Consider the following 17,106-nt stretch of genomic DNA (forward strand, 5'->3'; position numbering starts at 1 on the left):
CGCGGCCTCGCACTATCGTGGCGCTCGCCGTGCTCGCCGCCGCGTTCATCGCCCTCGTGGTCAGCCTGGCCTCGGGCAACGGCTCGCACGAGGCCGCCGTCGGCCCGCAGCTCACGTCGCGTCAGCTCATCGGCCAGCGCATGGTGTTCGGCTACGACGGCACGACGCCCCCGGCCGCGCTCGAGCGCCGCATCCGCCGCGGCGAGGCGGCCGGCGTCATCCTCTTCGGCCGCAACGTCGGTTCGCCCGCCCGGCTGCGCCGGACGCTCGCCGCCCTGCAGCGCATCCACCAGCCCGAGGAGCTGCGGGCGCCGCTGCTCGTCCTCGTCGACCAGGAGGGCGGGCCGGTCCGCCGCCTGCCCGGCGCCCCCGAGCTCAGCGCCGCGGCGACGGCGAGCGCGGCCCAGGCGCGCGCCGCGGGCCGCGGCGCCGGCGCCAACCTGCGCTCCGTGGGCGCGAACGTCGACCTCGCGCCCGTCGTCGACGTCGCGCGCGCGGGCTCGGCCCTGGAGGGCGAGCGCCGCACCTACTCGCGCGACGCCGCCCGCGTGCGGCAGCTGGCTGACGCGTTCGCCCGCGGGCTGGGGGACGCGGGCGTGGCCGCGACCTACAAGCACTTCCCGGGCTTCGGCGCCGCGACGGTCAACACCGACGACGCGCCGGCGCGGATCGACAAGAGCCTCGCCGAGGTGCGCCGCGTCGACCTGCGGCCGTACGAGGACCCGCCGGAGGCCGTGAAGCTGGTGATGCTGTCGACCGCCGTGTACCCGGCACGCGATCCGCGGCCGGCGGCGTTCAGCCGCCGCTGGGCGACGGGCGAGCTGCGCGACCGCCTGCACTTCGGCGGCGTGAGCATCACCGACGACCTGCAGACCCCGGCCGTCCGGCGCTTCGGCAACCCGGGGCAGCTGGCCTACTTCGCGGTCCGCGCCGGCGTCGACCTGCCGCTGTTCTCCCAGGACTACGGCACGGGCGATCAGGCCGCCGACGGGCTCGTCACCGCCCTGCGCGCCGGGCGTCTGGACGAGGCCGAGCTGCGCACGTCCGCCGCCCGCGTGCTCGCGCTGCGCCGGTCGCTCGCGGCCGGTTAGAGGCCGAGCCCGGGGCGGGCGGGCACGGTGATCGCGCCGTCGACCACCGGCAGCGGGCTCGTCTCGGTGAACGCCTCGAGCGTCGCCAGCCCGCACGGCAGCTCCAGGCGCAGCGCCGCCGCCGCGTGCACGGCCGCCGCCACGCCCAGCGGCCCGTCGTAGGTCGACGCCAGGTACGGCTCCGCGCCGCCCGCGCGCACGAGCGACGCCTGCACGAGCAGCGACGCGATCCCGCCCGCTCGCGACACCTTCAGGCACACCGCGTCGGCGACCCCCGCGGCGAGCGCCCCCGGCTCGGCCGCCGTCTCGTCGAGCGCCACCCGCACCGCCGTGCGCTCGCGCACCTCGCGCATCGCGTAGATGCCGTGGACCGGCTCCTCGACGATCTCCAGCCCGGCCGGCGCGAGCGCCTCGATCATCCGCACCGCCTCGTCGACGTCCCACGCGCCGTTGGCGTCCAGCCGCAGCGCCATCGCCGGACCCGCCGCCGCGCGCACCGCGGCCACGCGCCCGGCGTCGTCGCCGACGCCCACCTTCAGCTTCACGCACGAGTAGCCCGCCCGGGCGAACGCGGCGGCGGCCGCGGCGGCCGACGCCCGGTCGGTCGCCCCGATCGTCGCGTTGACATCCACCGCCTGAAGCGGCGTGTCGGTGAGCAGCGACGCCACCGGCCGCCCCGCCCGCTGCCCCGCGAGATCCCACAGCGCGAGGTCCACCGCGGCGAGCGCTTGGGGCAGGTCGGCGACCGCGCGGCACTGGTCGTAGAGCCGGTCGCCGCGCACGCCCTCGCCCGCCTCGAGCACGGGGCGGTAGGCGCCGAGCGCGGCGGCCACCGCCGCCTCCGGCACGCCGTCGTAGGGCTCGAGCGGCGCCGCCTCGCCGCGCCCGACCGCCCCCTCCGCGGTCTCGACGGTGAGCTCGAACAGCGGCCGCTCGGTCAGCGAGCCCCAGGCCGTCACGAGCGGCGAGCGCAGCGTCAGCGTGCGCCGGCGGATCGAGACCTTCACGCGGTCATCACGAGGCCAGCATGCCAGCCGCCAGAAGCACGCAGAACGCGAGCTCCAGCAGGCCGGCCTGCGCCAGGGCCCCGTTGAGCGACGGCCCGTCGGTGCGGGTGCGCACGGTGTCGATGAGCCGCAGCGCGAGCGGCACCGTCAGCAGCGGCAGCAGCGTCCACCACGACAGCCCGGCGACCATCGCCGCCAGCGACAGGTAGGCGACGGCGATCATCGCCGCGAACAGCACCCGCGTGCGGTCGCGGCCCATGCGCACCGCGAGGGTCCGCTTGCCGGCGCGGCGGTCCGTCTCGAGGTCGCGGACGTTGTTGACGACGAGGATCGCCGCGCACAGCAGCCCGACCGGCACCGACGCGGCGAACGCCTGCCAGACGACGGCCTCGGTCTGCACGTAGTAGGAGCCGGCGACCGCCACGACGCCGAAGAACAGGAAGACGAACACCTCGCCGAGGCCCGCGTAGCCGTACGGCCGCGGGCCGCCCGTGTAGAGCACGCCGGCGAGGATCGACGCGGCCCCGATCGCCACGAGTATCCATCCGGCGACGACGATCAGGTAGATGCCGCACAGGACCGCCAGGCCGAACGTGACGTAGGTCGCCACGAGCACCCGGCGCGGCGGGACGAGCCCTCCCGCCGTCACCCGCACGGGACCGAGCCGGTCCTCGGTGTCGGCGCCGCGGCGCGCGTCCGAGTAGTCGTTGGACAGGTTCGTCCCGACCTGGATGAACAGGGCGCCGAGCAGCGCGGCCAGGAACGCGAAGACGTCGAACTCGCCGTCGTGGATGGCCAGCGCGGTGCCGACGAAGACGGGGGCCACGGCCGCGGGCAGCGTCCGCAGGCGCGCCGCCATGAGCCAGATCCTCACGGTCGGCGCGGGAACTGCCCGAAGTCGGGGTCGCGCTTGGCCTTGTACGCCTCGCGGCCCTCGCGCGCCTCGTCGGAGCCGTAGAAGAGGAGGTTCGTGTCGTGCGCGAGCTGCTGGATGCCGGCGTAGCCGTCCTCGTGCGCGTGGAAGCTCGACTTCACCAGGCGGATCGCGAACGGCGACTTCACCAGGATCTCGTGCGCCCACTGCACGGTCTCGTCCTCGAGGCGGTCGAGCGGCACGACCGCGTTCACGAGGCCCATGTCGAGCGCCTCCTGCGCGTCGTACTGCCGGCACAGCATCCAGATCTCCTTGGCCTTCTTCGTGCCGACCAGGTCGCGCATGAGCGAGGCGCCGAAGCCGCCGTCCCACGAGCCGACCTTCGGGCCGGTCTGGCCGAAGCGGGCGTTGTCGGCCGCGATCGTCAGGTCGCAGCAGAGATGCAGGACGTGGCCGCCGCCGATCGCCCACCCGGCGACCATCGCGATCACCGGCTTGGGCAGCCGCCGGATCTGCACCTGCAGGTCGGTGACGTGGAAGCGGCCGACGGCGCGCCCGGACTCGACGTAGCCGGTGTCGCCGCGCACGCGCTGGTCGCCGCCGGAGCAGAACGCCTGGCCGCCTGCGCCGGTGAGCACGATGACGCCGATGTCCGGGTCCTCGCGGGCGCGCTCGAACGCGTCCATCAGCTCGATGATCGTCTCGGGCCGGAACGCGTTGTGGACGTCCGGCCGGTCGATCGTGAGCTTGGCGATGCCGTCACCGCTGAGCTCGTACGTGATGTCGTCGTACTCGGCGGCCGGGGTCCACGTGGCTGACATGTCGAGGGAGGCTACCGCCGCCCACTTCGTCATCTTCACCCGCCTCGACGTGCTCACGGAGGACGACGAGGGCCCACTAGCCTCGGCGCCGTGCTCGTCGAGGCCTGGCTCGAGCGTGCCGCCCGCACGCGCCCCGACCGCGAGGCGGTCAACGGGCTGTCGTACGCGCAGCTGCGCGAGCGGGCCCGCGCCGGCGCCGGGGCCCTGGCCGCACGCGGGGTCGCGCCGGGCGACCTCGTGGGGATCGCGCTGGCGCCCGGAACCGGCTTCGTGACCGCCCTGCACGCCGTGTGGGGCCGCGGCGCCGTGGCCGTCCCCGTCGACCTGCGCCTCGGCGCCGACGAGCGCGCGCACGTGCAGCGCGGCTGCCGCCTCGTCGTCGACGCGCCGCTGCCGATCGAGGGCGACGGCGCCCTGTTCGCGACACACGACCTCGGCGCGCCCGCCGCGATCATCCACACGAGCGGCTCGACCGGCGCGCCCAAGCCGATCGAGCTGACGTTCGGCAACTGGCTGTGGAGCGCACTCGGCTCCGGCGTCGCGCTCGGCGTCGACCCGGGCGAGCGCTGGCTGTGCCCGCTGCCGCTCACGCACGTCGGCGGCCTCAGCATCGTCGTGCGCAGCGCGATCTATGCCACGACCGCCGTCGTGCTCCAACGCTGGAACACGGACGCCGCGCTCGAAGCGCTGCGCGACGCCACGCTCGTCAGCAGCGTCCCGACGACCCTCGCGCGCCTGCTCGACGCCGGCTGGCGCGAGCCGCCCCGTCTGCGCACCGTCCTGCTCGGCGGCGCCGCGATCGCGCCCGCCCTGCTGGACCGCGCCCGCGGCGCCGGCGTCCCGGTCACCACCACCTACGGCATGAGCGAGGCGTGCTCGCAGATCACCACCGGCGGCCCGCCGCTGTTCTGCACGCGCGTGGACATCGCGCCCGACGGCGAGATCGTGGTCAGCAGCCCGACCGTCTCCGGCGGCGGACCGCTGCACACCGGCGACCTCGGCGAGATCGACGAGCGCGGCCACCTGCACGTCACCGGCCGCAAGGCCGACACGATCATCACGGGCGGCGAGAACGTCGCGCCGACCGAGGTCGAGGCCGTGCTGGCCGGCCATCCCGCGGTGGCCGAGGCCGCCGTCCACGGGCGTCCCGACCCCGACTGGGGCGAGGCGGTCGTCGCCACGGTCGTCCTGCGCGCCGCGGCGACCGAGGACGAGCTCCGCGCGCACGCCGCGGCCCGCCTCGCGCCCTACAAGGTCCCCAAGGCGATCGCCTTCGCGGAAGCCCTGCCGCGCACCGCCAGCGGAAAGCTGTTGCGGCGCGCGCTGTAGCGTCCTCCTCCATGGCTCAAGATCCCGACGACTTCCGCTCCACCGCCCGCGACCGCTGGGAGCGCGCCGCCCAGGGCTGGGGCAACCAGCGCGGCTGGTGGGATCGCAGCACCGAGCCCGTCAGCGCGTGGATGATCGAGGCGATCGACCCGCAGCCCGGGCAGACGATCCTCGAGCTCGCGGCCGGCCCCGGCGACGTCGGCCTGCGCATCGCGGATCGGATCAAGCCCGAGGGCCGGGTCATCGCCACCGACGGCGCCGAGGCCATGGTCGAGGTGCTGCGCGAGCGCGCGCACGCCCGCGGGCTGTCGGAGGTGGTCGAGGCCAAGGCGATGGAGGCCGAGTGGATCGACCTGGCGGCCGCATCGGTCGACGCCGTGGTGTGCCGGTGGGGCTACATGCTGCTCGCCGACCCGGGCGCCGCGCTGCGGGAGACGCGGCGCGTGCTCAAGCCCGGCGGGCGCCTCGCGCTCGCGGCGTGGGACGAGCCGAAGGCCAACCCGTGGTCGTCCGCCGTCGGGCGCGAGCTCGCCGACCGCGGCCTCATCGAGGTCGACCCCGCGGCCCCCGGCCAGTTCTTCTGGCGCGACCAGGCGGTCATCACCGAGGCCCTCGAGGACGCGGGCTTCACGGACGTCACGGTCGACACCGTGCGCTTCACCCTGCAATACCAGGATCCCGACTCGTGGTGGGACGTGCAGATCGACATGTCGCCCGTCCTGGCGAACACGCTGGTGTCCGTCGACCCGGCGGCGCGCGACGACATCATGGAGGCGGCGCAGGCGCAGCTGGCCGAGTACGAGCAGGAGGACGGGTCGCTCGAGGTGCCCGCCTCCGCGCACGTCGCGCGCGCTGAGGCGTAGCCGGGCACGCTCTGGGGGTGCCGACGCGCGGGAGGCGGGGGCCCCCGACGGCTCTCCTCGATCGAATAGGGTCAGGCGTCCTATGTATTACGACGACGACGCTGATCTCTCGCTCCTCGACGGCAAGACCGTCGCCATCATCGGGTTCGGCTCACAGGGCCACGCACACGCCCTCAACCTCAAGGACTCCGGCGTCGACGTCGTCGTCGGCCTGCGCCCCGACTCCGCCTCCGTCCAGCAGGCGCGCGACGGCGGCCTGGAGGTCCTCGAGGTGCCGGATGCCGCCAGCCGCGGCGACATCGTGATGATGCTCGTCCCCGACGAGCGCCACCGCGCGATCTACGAGGGCGAGGTCCGCGACGGCATCGCCCCCGGCAACGCGCTCTTCTTCGGTCACGGCTTCTCGGTCCACTACGGCGAGGTCGAGCCGCCCGCCGGCGTCGACGTCGCCCTCGTCGCGCCGAAGGGCCCGGGGCACCTCGTGCGCCGCCAGTACCTCGAGGGCTCCGGCGTCCCCGGCCTCATCGCCGTCGCGCAGGACGCGACCGGCAACGCCAAGGCGCTGGCGCTCGCCTACGCGCGCGGCATCGGCTGCACGCGCGGCGGCGTCATCGAGACGACCTTCAAGGACGAGACCGAGACCGACCTCTTCGGCGAGCAGGCCGTGCTGTGCGGCGGGGCGTCCGAGCTGGTCCAGGCCGGCTTCGAGACGCTCGTGGAGGCGGGCTACTCGCCCGAGATGGCGTACTTCGAGTGCCTGCACGAGCTCAAGCTCATCGTCGACCTGATGTACGAGAAGGGCCTGGCCGGGATGCGCTACTCGATCTCCAACACGGCCGAGTACGGCGACTACACCCGCGGCAAGCGCGTCATCACCGAGGACACGCGGGCCAACATGCGCAAGATCCTCGAGGAGATCCAGTCGGGCGAGTTCGCCCGCGAGTGGATCGCCGAGAACCGCGCCGGCCAGGAGAACTTCCTGCGCATGCGCGACGAGCAGAACCGCTCGCAGGTCGAGACGACCGGCAAGGAGCTGCGCAGCCACATGGACTGGATCAACCCCGAGTTCTAGACAGGGCCACCAGCCGCGCATGGGGGAGGAGGGCGAGCAGCCGCGGTTCCTGCCGCCGACGGCCGACCCGCCGGACTACCGGCGGGCGCCGCTCCCCCCGCCGGCGCCCCGCGCGGCGGCGGCGCCCCCGCCGGCCGGGCGGGCCCGGATCCGCCGTCATCCGCCGCCGGTGCCCGGGCGCAACTACTCCGCGGCCGATCCGGGCCTGCCGGCCGCACGCACGGACGAGATCGCCCCGCCGGCGGTGGCCGAGCCGAGCAACCCGCTCGCCGTCTGGTCGATCAGCCTGGGCGTGATCGGCCTGCTGCTGCTCATCAGCTTCTTCGGCGTGATCGTCGTCAACGTGCCGTTGTCGATCGCCGCGTGGATCACCGGCGCCAAGGCCCGCGACCGCCCGGGGCAGTCGTCGATGGCGCAGGCGGGCATGATCACGGGCATCGTCGGGACGAGTCTGGGCGCCGTCGCCCTCGTCATCTGGGGCGTCGGAGTCGCGCTGACGAGCTGAGGCCGGCGCGCCGCAGGCCGGGCCGGCCCCGGCGGGTTGTTACCATCGCGGGCGTCGTCGCGACTGGCGTTTCAAGGTGGAGCACCACCGTGGAGCGGCGACGCCGGCCGACCTGCCGCACGCCTGGGCCCGGTCCGACGACGACTCGTCTCACCACCCAGGACGCTGCCTCCATGCCGCTGAACGCCACAACGATCGAGATCCCCGCCGACCTGCGACCCGCCGACGGCCGCTTCGGCTGCGGTCCGTCGAAGGTCCGCCCCGAGCAGCTTGCCGCTCTGACCGGTCCCGCCGCCGCTCTGATGGGCACGTCGCACCGCCAGAAGCCGGTCCGCGCCCTCGTCGGCCGGGTCCGCGAGGGCCTGCGCGAGCTCTTCTCGCTGCCCGAGGGCTACGAGGTCGCCCTCGGCAACGGCGGCACGACCGCGTTCTGGGACGCCGCCGCCTTCGGGCTCGTGCGCGAGCGCGCGCTGCACCTGACCTTCGGGGAGTTCTCCCAGAAGTTCGCCGCCGCGACGCAGGGTGCGCCGTTCCTGGCCGACTCGATCGTCGTCGGCGCCGAACCGGGCGACGCGCCCGCGCCGGCCGCCGACGCGAGCGCCGACGTCGTCTGCTGGGCGCACAACGAGACCTCGACCGGCGTGATGGTCGGCGTCGAGCGGGTCGGCGACGGCCTCGTGCTCATCGACGCCACGTCGGGCGCCGGCGGCCTGCCGCTCGACGCCGCGCAGGCCGACGCGTACTACTTCGCGCCGCAGAAGTGCTTCGCCTCCGACGGCGGGCTGTGGCTCGCGCTGCTCAGCCCGGCCGCGCAGGAGCGCATCGCCGAGCTGCACGCGAGCGGGCGCTGGATCCCCGAGTTCCTGTCGCTGAACACGGCGCTCGAGAACTCCCGCAAGGACCAGACCTACAACACGCCGGCGGTCGCCACGCTCATCCTGCTCGCCGAGCAGATCGACTGGATGAACGCCAACGGGGGCCTGGACTGGTGCGTGCGGCGCACGACGGACTCGTCGAGCCGCCTCTACGGCTGGGCCGAGCGCACCGCGTACGCGACGCCGTTCGTCGCCGACCCCGCCAAGCGCTCGCTCGTCGTCGGGACGGTCGACTTCGACGACGCGATCGACGCCGCCGCGGTCGCCGCGACGCTGCGCGCCAACGGCATCGTCGACACCGAGCCCTACCGCAAGCTCGGGCGCAACCAGCTGCGCATCGGCATGTTCCCGGCCATCGAGCCCGGCGACGTCGAGGCGCTCGCCGCCTGCGTCGACTACGTCGTGGAGCGGATCTGATGCGCGTCCTGGTCGCCGAGAAGATCGGCGCGTCCGGGGTCGGCCTCCTGCGCGAGCACTTCGACGTCGACGAGGGCGATCACCTCGACCGCATCGGCGAGTACGACGGGCTCATCATCCGCTCGGCCACCCAGGTCACCGCCGACGTGCTGGAGCGGGCGACGAACCTCAAGGCGATCGGCCGCGCCGGGGTCGGCGTCGACAACGTCGACGTCCCCGCCGCGACCAAGCGCGGGATCGTGGTGGCCAACGCGCCGCAGTCCAACGTCGTCACCGCCGCCGAGCACACGCTCGCGCTGCTGCTGGCGCTGGCCCGCAACATCCCGCAGGCGCACGCGAGCCTGACCGCGGGCAGGTGGGAGCGCTCGAAGTTCTCCGGCGTCGAGCTCATGGACAAGACGCTCGGCATCCTCGGCTTCGGGCGCATCGGCCAGCTCGTGGCGCACCGCGCGCAGGCGTTCGGCATGCGCGTCATCGCCTTCGACCCGTACGTCGGCGCCGAGCGCTACAAGGACCTGGGCGTCGAGCGCGCCGAGACGTCCGACGAGGTCTACGCGGTCGCGGACTTCATCACGGTCCACCTGCCCAAGACGCCCGAGACCGAGAACTGGCTCGACGACGCCGCCTTCGCGAAGATGAAGGACGGCGTGCGCGTGCTGAACGTCGCGCGCGGCCCGCTCGTCGACGACGCGGCGCTGCAGGCCGCGCTGGACTCGGGCAAGGTCGCGGGCGCCGCGCTCGACGTCTTCCGCTCGGAGCCCATCACCGAGCACCCGCTGTTCTCCTATCCGAACGTCATCGTGACGCCGCACCTCGGCGCCTCGACCGCGGAGGCGACCGACCGCGCCGGCTACCAGGCCGCCGAGCAGGTCATCGCGGCGCTCACCGGCGGCAGCGTGACCACCGCGGTCAACGTGCCCGCCGTGGCCGCGGAGGACCTCGAGGTGCTCGGGCCGTTCCTGCCCCTCTGCCAGGACCTCGGGCGCATCGCCGTCGGCCTCGCCGGGCGGCTGGACCGGATCGAGGTCGAGTTCCTCGGGCGCATCGCCGACCGCGACACGCGCCCGCTGAGCATCGCGGTGCTGCTCGGCGCGCTGGGCGGCCACACCGAGGACGAGGTCAACGCGGTCAACGCTCCGGCGCTCGCGGAGGAGCGCGGGATCGAGGTCATCGAGAGCAAGCGCACCAGCGCGCGCGACTTCACCGACCTCGTGCGCGTCACCGTCGACGGCACCCGCGTCGTCGGGACCGTGCTCGGCCGCCGCGACCGCCCGCACCTGCTCGAGGCGATGGGGCAGCGCTTCAACCTCGAGCTGCAGGATCACCTGGCCTTCTTCCGCTACCGCGATCAGCCGGGGATGATCGGCCGCGTCGGCACGTGCTTCGGCGAGAACGGCGTGAACATCATCTCCGCCGCGGTCGGCCTGGACCCCGAGACGAAGGACTCGCTGGCCGCCGTCATGGTCGTCACGACCGACGGCCCGGTGCCGCCGGACATCGTCGACGAGATCGCCCGGTCCGACGGGTTCGTGAGCGGCACGGCGGTCAGCCTGCGCAATTGACCGCCCGGTTCCCGCGATTTCTCACACGCGGAGGCGCGGTTTGGGTTACCGTTCACGGCGAAAGGCCGGGAAGGACCCGGCAAACGCCGTGCCAGCGCCCGCAGAGCCTCTCCGCGATCGCAGCACATGACCGTGGAGGACCCATGGCAACCGGAACCGTGAAGTGGTTCAACGACGACAAGGGCTTCGGCTTCATCAGCCCGGACGAGCCCGGCAAGGACCTGTTCGTCCACCACACCGGGATCGTCTCCGACGGCTTCCGCACCCTGGCCGAGGGCGCGCGGGTGCAGTACGAGTCGGAAGCGGGCCCGAAGGGCCCGAAGGCGATCAACGTCCAGCCTCTGTGAGCATCGCCGGCCCGGCGTCGTCCGCTCCCGCGGGCGACGTCGAGCCGGTTGCGAACGAGACCCGTGACCGCATCATCACGGGCGTCGTCACCGGCCTGCCGTTCGTCTCGCTGATCTTCGTCGCCTGGCAGGCATGGGAGGGTTGGCTGCACCCGCGCGACGTCGTCATCTTCGTCCTCATGTACCTGCTGACCGGGCTTGGCGTCACGGTCGGCTTCCATCGCCTCTTCACGCACCGCAGCTTCAAGACGGGCAAGGTCGTGCGGGCGACGCTGGGCATCCTCGGCTCGGCGGCGATCGAGGGGCCGATGATCTCCTGGGTGGCCGACCACCGCAAGCATCACGCGTTCTCCGACCAGCCGGGCGACCCGCACAGCCCGCACGTCGATCACGGCCACGGCTGGCGCGGCGCGCTGAAGGGCCTGCTGCACGCGCACATGGGCTGGCTGTTCATCCACACGGAGCGCGGGCTGAAGACGCGCTACGCGCCCGACCTCCTCAAGGACCCGGTCGTCGCGTTCGTCGATCGCTCCTTCCTGTGGTGGGCGCTGGGCGGGCTGGCCGTGCCGTTCGGGCTGGGCTACCTGCTCGGCGGCACGCTCGACGCCGCGCTGACCGGCCTGCTCTGGGGCGGCCTCGTACGCATGCTCGTCGTGCACCACGTGACCTACTCGATCAACTCGCTGTGCCACTTCTTCGGGCGGCGCGACTACGCGACGGACGACGAATCGCGCAATCTCGCGTGGCTGGCGCCGTTCTCCTTCGGCGAGTCCTGGCACAACAACCACCACGCGTTCCCGACGGCGGCCGAGCACGGCATGCGCTGGTGGCAGGTCGACGTCTCGGCGTACGTGATCCGCGGCCTGGAGCGCTGCGGGCTGGCGTGGGACGTGGTGCGTCCGACGCCCGAGCGCCAGGCGGCCAAGGCCGCGGCCTGAGACGCGCGGCCGCCGGCCGCGCGCGGCGTGCGAAGCACTGAAAACCGGCGTCTGATCTGATCGGCAAACCCTGTTTGTGCCCTTGAGCACAGGGGTACGGCTCGCACCACGATGGGTCGCAGGGGGATCGTGCTGATGGGCCTGGCGGTGCTGGCGATGGCCCTGCTCGCCGGATGTGGCGGCAGCAGCGGCGGCCAGGGCGCCCACCTGAACTTCTGGGCGTACAACGAGCCCGGCGGCACGTTCGCGGGGGCGGCGAAGCGGTGCACCCAGCAGTCGGGCGGCCGCTACACGATCGAGTTCCATGCGCTCGGCAACGACCCGGACACCCAGCGTCAGCAGCTGGTGCGCCGGCTCGCGGCCAAGGACTCCAGCATCGACATCATGAGCATGGACGTGATCTGGACCGCCGAGTTCGCCGAGGCGGGTTGGATCAAGCCGTGGCCGCAGGCCGCCGCCGACAAGGTCAAGCAGGGCACGCTGAAGGGCCCGCTCGACACGGCGACCTACCAGGGCAAGCTGTACGCCGCGCCGGCGAACTCCAACACGCAGCTGCTCTGGTACCGCAAGGACCTCGTCAAGGGCGAGGCCCCCAAGACGTGGGACGACCTCATCGCCACCGCGGAGAAGATGCCCAAGGCGGGCCGCATCGAGATTCAGGGCGCCCAGTACGAGGGCATCACCGTGTGGTTCAACTCGCTCATCCAGTCTGCGGGCGGCCAGATCCTCGACGGCCCCGACAAGGTCAGCCTCGCGCCGCAGCCGACCGAGGCGGCGCTCGGCGTGATGGCCAAGCTGGCGAACTCGAAGGCGGCCGACCCGTCGCTGTCGAGCCAGAAGGAGGACCAGAACCGCCTGGCCTTCGAGACCGGCCAGGCCGCCTTCCAGGTCAACTACCCGTTCATCTATCCGAGCGCGAAGGAGAACGCGCCGGATCTCTTCAAGAACCTCGGCTGGGCGCCGTACCCGGCGGTCAAGAACCCGGCCGACGCGGGCAGGAAGGCGCCGATCGGCGGCTTCAACTGGGGTGTGGGCGGCTACACCAAGCACCCGCAGGAGGCGTTCGACGCGGCGACGTGCATGCGTGACGAGGAGAACCAGAAGGAGTTCGCGCTCAAGGGCGGCCTTCCGCCGACGCTCGCCGCGCTGTACGACAACAAGGAGTTCGTCAAGGCCTACCCGTTCGCGCCGCTGATCCGCAAGGAGCTGCAGGACGCGGCGGTGCGCCCGCAGACGCCGCTGTACTCCGACGTCTCGCTGGCGATCTACAAGACGATCTCCCCGCCGGCGAGCATCGACCCGAAGTCCACCGCGGCCAAGCTGCGTGACCGCGTCAAGAACGCCCTCGAGTCGAAGGGGCTTCTGTGAGCACGAACGTCCCGACCCAGACCGGAGCGATCGCCGAGGCGCCGCAGCGCGGTCTCGGCCGGCGCGGCCGCAAGCCGATCTCCGACCGCGCGAAGGCCGAGCGCAAGCTGGGCTGGATGCTCTGCGCGCCCGCCGTGGTCGTGATGATCGCCGTGACGGCGTATCCGATCGGCTACTCGTTCTACCTGTCGCTGCTGCGCGCCGACCTGCGCTTCCCGGACCAGCGGGAGTTCATCGGCCTCGACAACTACGTCACGGTCCTGACCTCGTCACTGTGGTGGTCGGACTTCGCCCACACGATGATCATCATGGTGATCTCGGTGTCGATCGAGCTCGTGCTCGGCATGCTGCTCGCGCTCATCATGCACCGCGCGCTGTTCGGGCGCGGGCTCGTGAGGACCGTCTCGCTCATCCCGTACGGGATCGTCACCGTCGTCGCCGCCTACGCCTTCCTGCTGGCGTTCTCGACCCCGTCGGGCGGCTTCATCCCGCATTGGCTGGGCATCGAGCACGACCTCGTCGACCAGGGACACCCGGTGACGAGCTTCCTCGTCGTGATCCTCGCCGAGGTCTGGAAGACGACGCCGTTCATGGCGCTGCTGCTGCTCGCCGGCCTCGCGCTCGTCCCGGACGAGCTGCTCGAGGCCGCGCGCGTCGACGGCGCGACCGCGTGGCAGCGCTTCTGGCGCATCACCGTGCCGCTCATGAAGCCGGCGATCCTCGTCGCGCTGCTGTTCCGCACGCTCGACGCGTTCCGGATCTTCGACTCGGCCTACATCATCGGCCAGAACGGCACGAACCCGAAGATCGAGACGGTGTCGATCCTCGGCTACAACCAGCTGCTCAACCGGCTGAACCTCGGGCTCGGGTCGGCGGTATCGGTGCTGATCTTCATCTGCGTGATGATCATCGCGCTCATCTTCATCAAGGGGCTGGGCACGAGCAGGCCGGGAGAGGGATGAGCTGATGCGACGCTGGTCGACCGACCGAATCCTGGGCTGGGCCGCCGCCGACTTCGTCGTGCTGGTCTTCGCCCTGTTCCCCGTGCTGTGGATCGTGATGCTGTCGTTCAAGTCGCCGGCGACGGTGACCGACGGCAGCTTCATCCCCAACGAGTGGTCCACCGAGAACTACTCGAGCATCTTCAACGGGAACAGCCCGTTCCTCGACGCGCTGCGCAACTCGTTCGGCATCGCGGCGATCGCCACCGTGATCGCGGTCGTGCTCGCCTCGATGGCCGCCTACGCGATCGCGCGCCTGAACTTCCCGGGCAAGGCGATCATGCTCGGCGCCGCGCTGATGATCGCGATGTTCCCGCCGATCTCGATCGTCGGCCCGCTCTACAACATGTGGCGCAACCTGGGCCTCTACGACACCTGGCCCGGCCTGATCATCCCGTACCTCACCTTCGCCCTGCCGCTGGCGATCTACACGCTCACGGCGTTCTTCCGGGAGATCCCGTGGGAGCTGGAGCAGGCGGCCCAGGTCGACGGCGCGACGCCGTTCCAGGCGTTCCGCAAGATCATCGTGCCGCTCGCCGCGCCCGGCGTGGCCACCACCGCGATCCTCGTCTTCATCTTCTGCTGGAACGACTTCGTGTTCGCGGTGTCGCTGACCTCGACGTCGGCTGCGCAGACCGTCCCGGCCGCGCTGTCGCAGTTCACCGGCGTGTCGCAGTTCACAGCGCCCTACGGCTCGATCGCCGCCGCGGCGGTGATCGTCACCATCCCGATCATCATCCTCGTCCTCTTCTTCCAGCGCCGCATCGTGGCGGGGCTGACCGCCGGCGCGGTGAAGGGCTGAAAGGAGGCTTCCCGTGGCCGAGATCATCCTCGACAAGGTGACCAAGCGGTACCCCGACGGCACCGAGGCCGTCAAGCAGCTCGACCTCGACATCGCCGACGGCGAGTTCATCATCCTCGTCGGCCCGTCCGGGTGCGGGAAGTCGACGGCGCTGCGGATGATCGCTGGGCTGGAGGACATCTCCGACGGCGAGCTGCGCATCGACGGCGACGTCGTCAACGACCGTGCGCCGAAGGACCGCGACATCGCGATGGTCTTCCAGAACTACGCGCTGTACCCGCACATGACGGTGCGCGAGAACATGGGCTTCGCACTGAAGCTGGCGAAGGTCGACAAGGGCGAGATCGACCGCAAGGTCACCGACGCCGCGAAGGTGCTCGACCTCGAGAGCCAGCTCGACCGCAAGCCCGCCAACCTCTCGGGCGGCCAGCGCCAGCGGGTGGCGATGGGGCGGGCGATCGTGCGCGACCCGAAGGCGTTCCTCATGGACGAGCCGCTGTCGAACCTCGACGCGAAGCTGCGCGTGCAGATGCGCACCGAGGTCTCGCGGATCCAATCGCGGCTCGGGACGACGACGGTGTACGTGACGCACGACCAGACCGAGGCCATGACGCTCGGCGACCGCGTGGCCGTCATGCGGCTGGGCGAGCTGCAGCAGGTGGGCACGCCGAAGGAGCTCTACGACAACCCGGTCAACCTGTTCGTCGCGGGCTTCATCGGCTCGCCGGCGATGAACTTCTTCAGCGCGACGCTAGACGGCGACACGGTCCACATGCCGCTCGGCGACGTGTCGCTGCCCGACGAGATGCGCCGCGCCGTGGAGTCGCGCGGCGGCGCGTCGCGCGACGTGATCGCCGGCGTGCGCCCCGAGGACTTCGAGGACGCCGAGCTCGTCGACCGCAGCCGCCACGAGGGCGGCCTGGAGTTCGACGCGACCATCGACCTCGTCGAGTCGATGGGCTCGGAGATCTACGCGTACTTCACCCACGAGGGCGAGGGCGCGCGATCGGATCAGATCAGCGAGCTCGCAGCCGACGCCGGCGGGGCGGACATCCCGGGCTCCGAGGGCCAGCAGGTCGTGGCCCGGCTGAACGCGGACTCCACCGTGTCGCGCGGCCAGGGGGCGCGGCTGTGGCTGGACACGAGCCGACTGCACCTCTTCGACCCGCAGTCGGGCGAGAACCTCACGCGGCGCGAGGCGGCGCCGGCGGCCGCCTGAGACGCCCAACCGCGAGGCGGCGCCCGCGGCCGCCTGAGACGCCCAACCGCGAGGCGGCGCCCGCGGCCGCCTGAGACGCCCCGCCGCGAGGCGGCGCCCGCGGCGCGCGTGAGACGCCCGCCGCGCCGCTGATCAGCGCTTGTGCTCGGCGGCCTTCACCCGGGCGACGATCTCGTCGCTCCAGTCGTGGCTGCGCGTGAGCTCGTAGCGCTCGCTCGCGATGCGGTGGTACGCGTCGGCCTCGGTCCCGGGACCGAGCATGTCGGCCTCCCGCAGCAGCTCGATCACCGGCGCGAACTCGTGGTCGAACCAGGCCTCGGCCACGTCGGCGCGGCCGCGCAGCTCGCCGCGCTCCTGCATCTGGCGGAAGCCCCACGCCTCCACGCCCTCCGCCAGCGAGCCGTACTCATGAGCGTCGGTGAGGCGGATGCGCCCCGCGCGGTCGGGCGAGAGGGGCACGCGCTCGCGGAACAGGCGCTCGTGGCTCTTGAGCGGCAGGTCGGAGATCCGCAGCTCGCGGCCGGCGCCCACGCGGGTGAGCACCTCGGTGACGTACGCATCGATGTCGGACCAGCCGAGCGCGCGCGCGGCGGACACGCGGTGATGGCCGTCGCGCACGAAGTGGACCTCGCCCACGCGGTACAGCGACACGGGGGGCAGGGGCTCGCCGCGGCGCATGGCCGCCGCCACGCGCTCCCAGCGGGTGCGCACCCGCGAGCTCGTCGGGCGGAAGCTGCGATCGAAGCCGGTGCGGCGGTCCACGGTCCCGGCGATCGTGTCGAGCTCGACGACCTGCAGGCCGAGCTCGCGCTCGCCGGTGCGGCCGAGGGCGGCCACGACCTCGTCGAACGGGAGGATCACGTTGACGTCGCCGTGCTCGCGGGTGAGCACTCGGCTGAGTCGTCCATACGCGGCCTGCCGTCGTGCACGACGGAAATCGTCGGCGGCGTCCACGTTGGACAACCCGGTGCGCAGCGGTGGCATCACCGCCTTCCTACCCCGTAAGGTCGCGTCA

Annotated in this window: 17 protein-coding genes and 1 riboswitch; of the genes, 13 read left to right on the plus strand and 4 right to left on the minus strand. The window is 72.4% G+C overall.

Annotation, left to right across the window (positions count from 1 at the left end; genetic code table 11):
- Nucleotides 1-17: 17 nt before the first annotated feature.
- Nucleotides 18-1,091 (plus strand): glycoside hydrolase family 3 N-terminal domain-containing protein, encoded by a 1,074-nt coding sequence (locus DSM104329_RS13305; protein WP_259315928.1) that lies wholly within the window; start codon nucleotides 18-20, stop codon nucleotides 1,089-1,091.
- On the opposite strand, the gene DSM104329_RS13310 is transcribed toward DSM104329_RS13305, so the two are convergent.
- From DSM104329_RS13310 to menB, 3 genes are read right to left on the minus strand one after another with little or no spacing between them, the layout of a single operon-like run.
- Nucleotides 1,088-2,098: a mandelate racemase/muconate lactonizing enzyme family protein gene (locus DSM104329_RS13310; protein WP_259315929.1), complete on the minus strand. Its 1,011-nt coding sequence runs from the start codon at nucleotides 2,096-2,098 to the stop codon at nucleotides 1,088-1,090. The genes DSM104329_RS13305 and DSM104329_RS13310 overlap by 4 nt on opposite strands.
- 7 nt (nucleotides 2,099-2,105) lie before the next feature.
- Nucleotides 2,106-2,957, minus strand: coding sequence for a 1,4-dihydroxy-2-naphthoate polyprenyltransferase (locus DSM104329_RS13315; protein WP_259315930.1), 852 nt, complete (start codon nucleotides 2,955-2,957; stop codon nucleotides 2,106-2,108).
- 11 nt (nucleotides 2,958-2,968) lie between these two features.
- Complete coding sequence (gene menB / locus DSM104329_RS13320) at nucleotides 2,969-3,793, minus strand: 1,4-dihydroxy-2-naphthoyl-CoA synthase (RefSeq protein WP_259315931.1); 825 nt, start codon at nucleotides 3,791-3,793, stop codon at nucleotides 2,969-2,971.
- Nucleotides 3,794-3,883: 90 nt separating this feature from the next.
- Between menB and DSM104329_RS13325 the strand changes: the two genes are divergently transcribed.
- From DSM104329_RS13325 to DSM104329_RS13380, 12 genes are all read left to right on the plus strand, one after another.
- Nucleotides 3,884-5,122, plus strand: a complete 1,239-nt coding sequence (locus DSM104329_RS13325) for an AMP-binding protein (protein WP_259315932.1) — start codon at nucleotides 3,884-3,886, stop codon at nucleotides 5,120-5,122.
- A gap of 11 nt (nucleotides 5,123-5,133) precedes the next feature.
- On the plus strand, nucleotides 5,134-5,985 hold the full coding sequence (locus tag DSM104329_RS13330) for a class I SAM-dependent methyltransferase (protein ID WP_259315933.1): 852 nt from the start codon (nucleotides 5,134-5,136) through the stop codon (nucleotides 5,983-5,985).
- A gap of 82 nt (nucleotides 5,986-6,067) precedes the next feature.
- Entirely contained in the window at nucleotides 6,068-7,057 is a 990-nt protein-coding gene (gene ilvC / locus DSM104329_RS13335) for a ketol-acid reductoisomerase (protein ID WP_259315934.1), read from the plus strand.
- A 19-nt stretch (nucleotides 7,058-7,076) separates the two neighbouring features.
- Complete coding sequence (locus DSM104329_RS13340; RefSeq protein WP_259315935.1) at nucleotides 7,077-7,562, plus strand: hypothetical protein; 486 nt, start codon at nucleotides 7,077-7,079, stop codon at nucleotides 7,560-7,562.
- Between the two features lie 49 nt (nucleotides 7,563-7,611).
- A riboswitch (ZMP/ZTP riboswitch) is annotated at nucleotides 7,612-7,698 on the plus strand.
- Nucleotides 7,699-7,735: 37 nt separating this feature from the next.
- Entirely contained in the window at nucleotides 7,736-8,854 is a 1,119-nt protein-coding gene (serC, locus tag DSM104329_RS13345) for a phosphoserine transaminase (protein ID WP_259315936.1), read from the plus strand.
- Nucleotides 8,854-10,416: a phosphoglycerate dehydrogenase gene (gene serA / locus DSM104329_RS13350; protein WP_259315937.1), complete on the plus strand. Its 1,563-nt coding sequence runs from the start codon at nucleotides 8,854-8,856 to the stop codon at nucleotides 10,414-10,416. Before serC ends, serA begins: the two co-directional genes overlap by 1 nt.
- Before the next feature lie 143 nt (nucleotides 10,417-10,559).
- Nucleotides 10,560-10,763: a cold-shock protein gene (locus DSM104329_RS13355; protein WP_259315938.1), complete on the plus strand. Its 204-nt coding sequence runs from the start codon at nucleotides 10,560-10,562 to the stop codon at nucleotides 10,761-10,763.
- The gene (locus tag DSM104329_RS13360) at nucleotides 10,760-11,701 is read left to right on the plus strand and encodes an acyl-CoA desaturase (protein WP_259315939.1); all 942 of its coding nucleotides are present in this window, start codon (nucleotides 10,760-10,762) and stop codon (nucleotides 11,699-11,701) included. The genes DSM104329_RS13355 and DSM104329_RS13360 overlap by 4 nt, the downstream gene beginning before the upstream one ends.
- A 111-nt stretch (nucleotides 11,702-11,812) precedes the next feature.
- Nucleotides 11,813-13,069, plus strand: a complete 1,257-nt coding sequence (locus tag DSM104329_RS13365; RefSeq protein WP_259315940.1) for an ABC transporter substrate-binding protein — start codon at nucleotides 11,813-11,815, stop codon at nucleotides 13,067-13,069.
- Nucleotides 13,066-14,031, plus strand: a complete 966-nt coding sequence (locus DSM104329_RS13370) for a carbohydrate ABC transporter permease (protein ID WP_326924497.1) — start codon at nucleotides 13,066-13,068, stop codon at nucleotides 14,029-14,031. Before DSM104329_RS13365 ends, DSM104329_RS13370 begins: the two co-directional genes overlap by 4 nt.
- A 4-nt stretch (nucleotides 14,032-14,035) precedes the next feature.
- The gene (locus DSM104329_RS13375; RefSeq protein ID WP_259315941.1) at nucleotides 14,036-14,872 is read left to right on the plus strand and encodes a carbohydrate ABC transporter permease; all 837 of its coding nucleotides are present in this window, start codon (nucleotides 14,036-14,038) and stop codon (nucleotides 14,870-14,872) included.
- 13 nt (nucleotides 14,873-14,885) lie between these two features.
- Nucleotides 14,886-16,091 carry an ABC transporter ATP-binding protein gene (locus tag DSM104329_RS13380; RefSeq protein ID WP_259315942.1) on the plus strand — a complete coding sequence of 402 codons (1,206 nt, stop codon included), beginning with the start codon at nucleotides 14,886-14,888 and terminating at the stop codon, nucleotides 16,089-16,091.
- Nucleotides 16,092-16,223: 132 nt separating this feature from the next.
- On the opposite strand, the gene DSM104329_RS13385 is transcribed toward DSM104329_RS13380, so the two are convergent.
- Entirely contained in the window at nucleotides 16,224-17,075 is an 852-nt protein-coding gene (locus DSM104329_RS13385; protein ID WP_259315943.1) for a ParB N-terminal domain-containing protein, read from the minus strand.
- Nucleotides 17,076-17,106 lie beyond the last annotated feature (31 nt).

This window comes from Capillimicrobium parvum, assembly GCF_021172045.1.
Taxonomy (GTDB): domain Bacteria; phylum Actinomycetota; class Thermoleophilia; order Solirubrobacterales; family Solirubrobacteraceae; genus Capillimicrobium; species Capillimicrobium parvum.

Coding starts and splice junctions, on each gene's coding strand:
- DSM104329_RS13315 (WP_259315930.1), bottom strand. CDS start 2,957: ATGGCGGCGCGCCTGCGGACGCTGCCCGCGGCCGTGGCCCCCGTCTTC.
- menB (WP_259315931.1), bottom strand. CDS start 3,793: ATGTCAGCCACGTGGACCCCGGCCGCCGAGTACGACGACATCACGTAC.
- DSM104329_RS13330 (WP_259315933.1), top strand. CDS start 5,134: ATGGCTCAAGATCCCGACGACTTCCGCTCCACCGCCCGCGACCGCTGG.
- ilvC (WP_259315934.1), top strand. CDS start 6,068: ATGTATTACGACGACGACGCTGATCTCTCGCTCCTCGACGGCAAGACC.
- DSM104329_RS13340 (WP_259315935.1), top strand. CDS start 7,077: ATGGGGGAGGAGGGCGAGCAGCCGCGGTTCCTGCCGCCGACGGCCGAC.
- serC (WP_259315936.1), top strand. CDS start 7,736: ATGCCGCTGAACGCCACAACGATCGAGATCCCCGCCGACCTGCGACCC.
- serA (WP_259315937.1), top strand. CDS start 8,854: ATGCGCGTCCTGGTCGCCGAGAAGATCGGCGCGTCCGGGGTCGGCCTC.
- DSM104329_RS13355 (WP_259315938.1), top strand. CDS start 10,560: ATGGCAACCGGAACCGTGAAGTGGTTCAACGACGACAAGGGCTTCGGC.
- DSM104329_RS13365 (WP_259315940.1), top strand. CDS start 11,813: ATGGGTCGCAGGGGGATCGTGCTGATGGGCCTGGCGGTGCTGGCGATG.
- DSM104329_RS13375 (WP_259315941.1), top strand. CDS start 14,036: ATGCGACGCTGGTCGACCGACCGAATCCTGGGCTGGGCCGCCGCCGAC.
- DSM104329_RS13385 (WP_259315943.1), bottom strand. CDS start 17,075: ATGCCACCGCTGCGCACCGGGTTGTCCAACGTGGACGCCGCCGACGAT.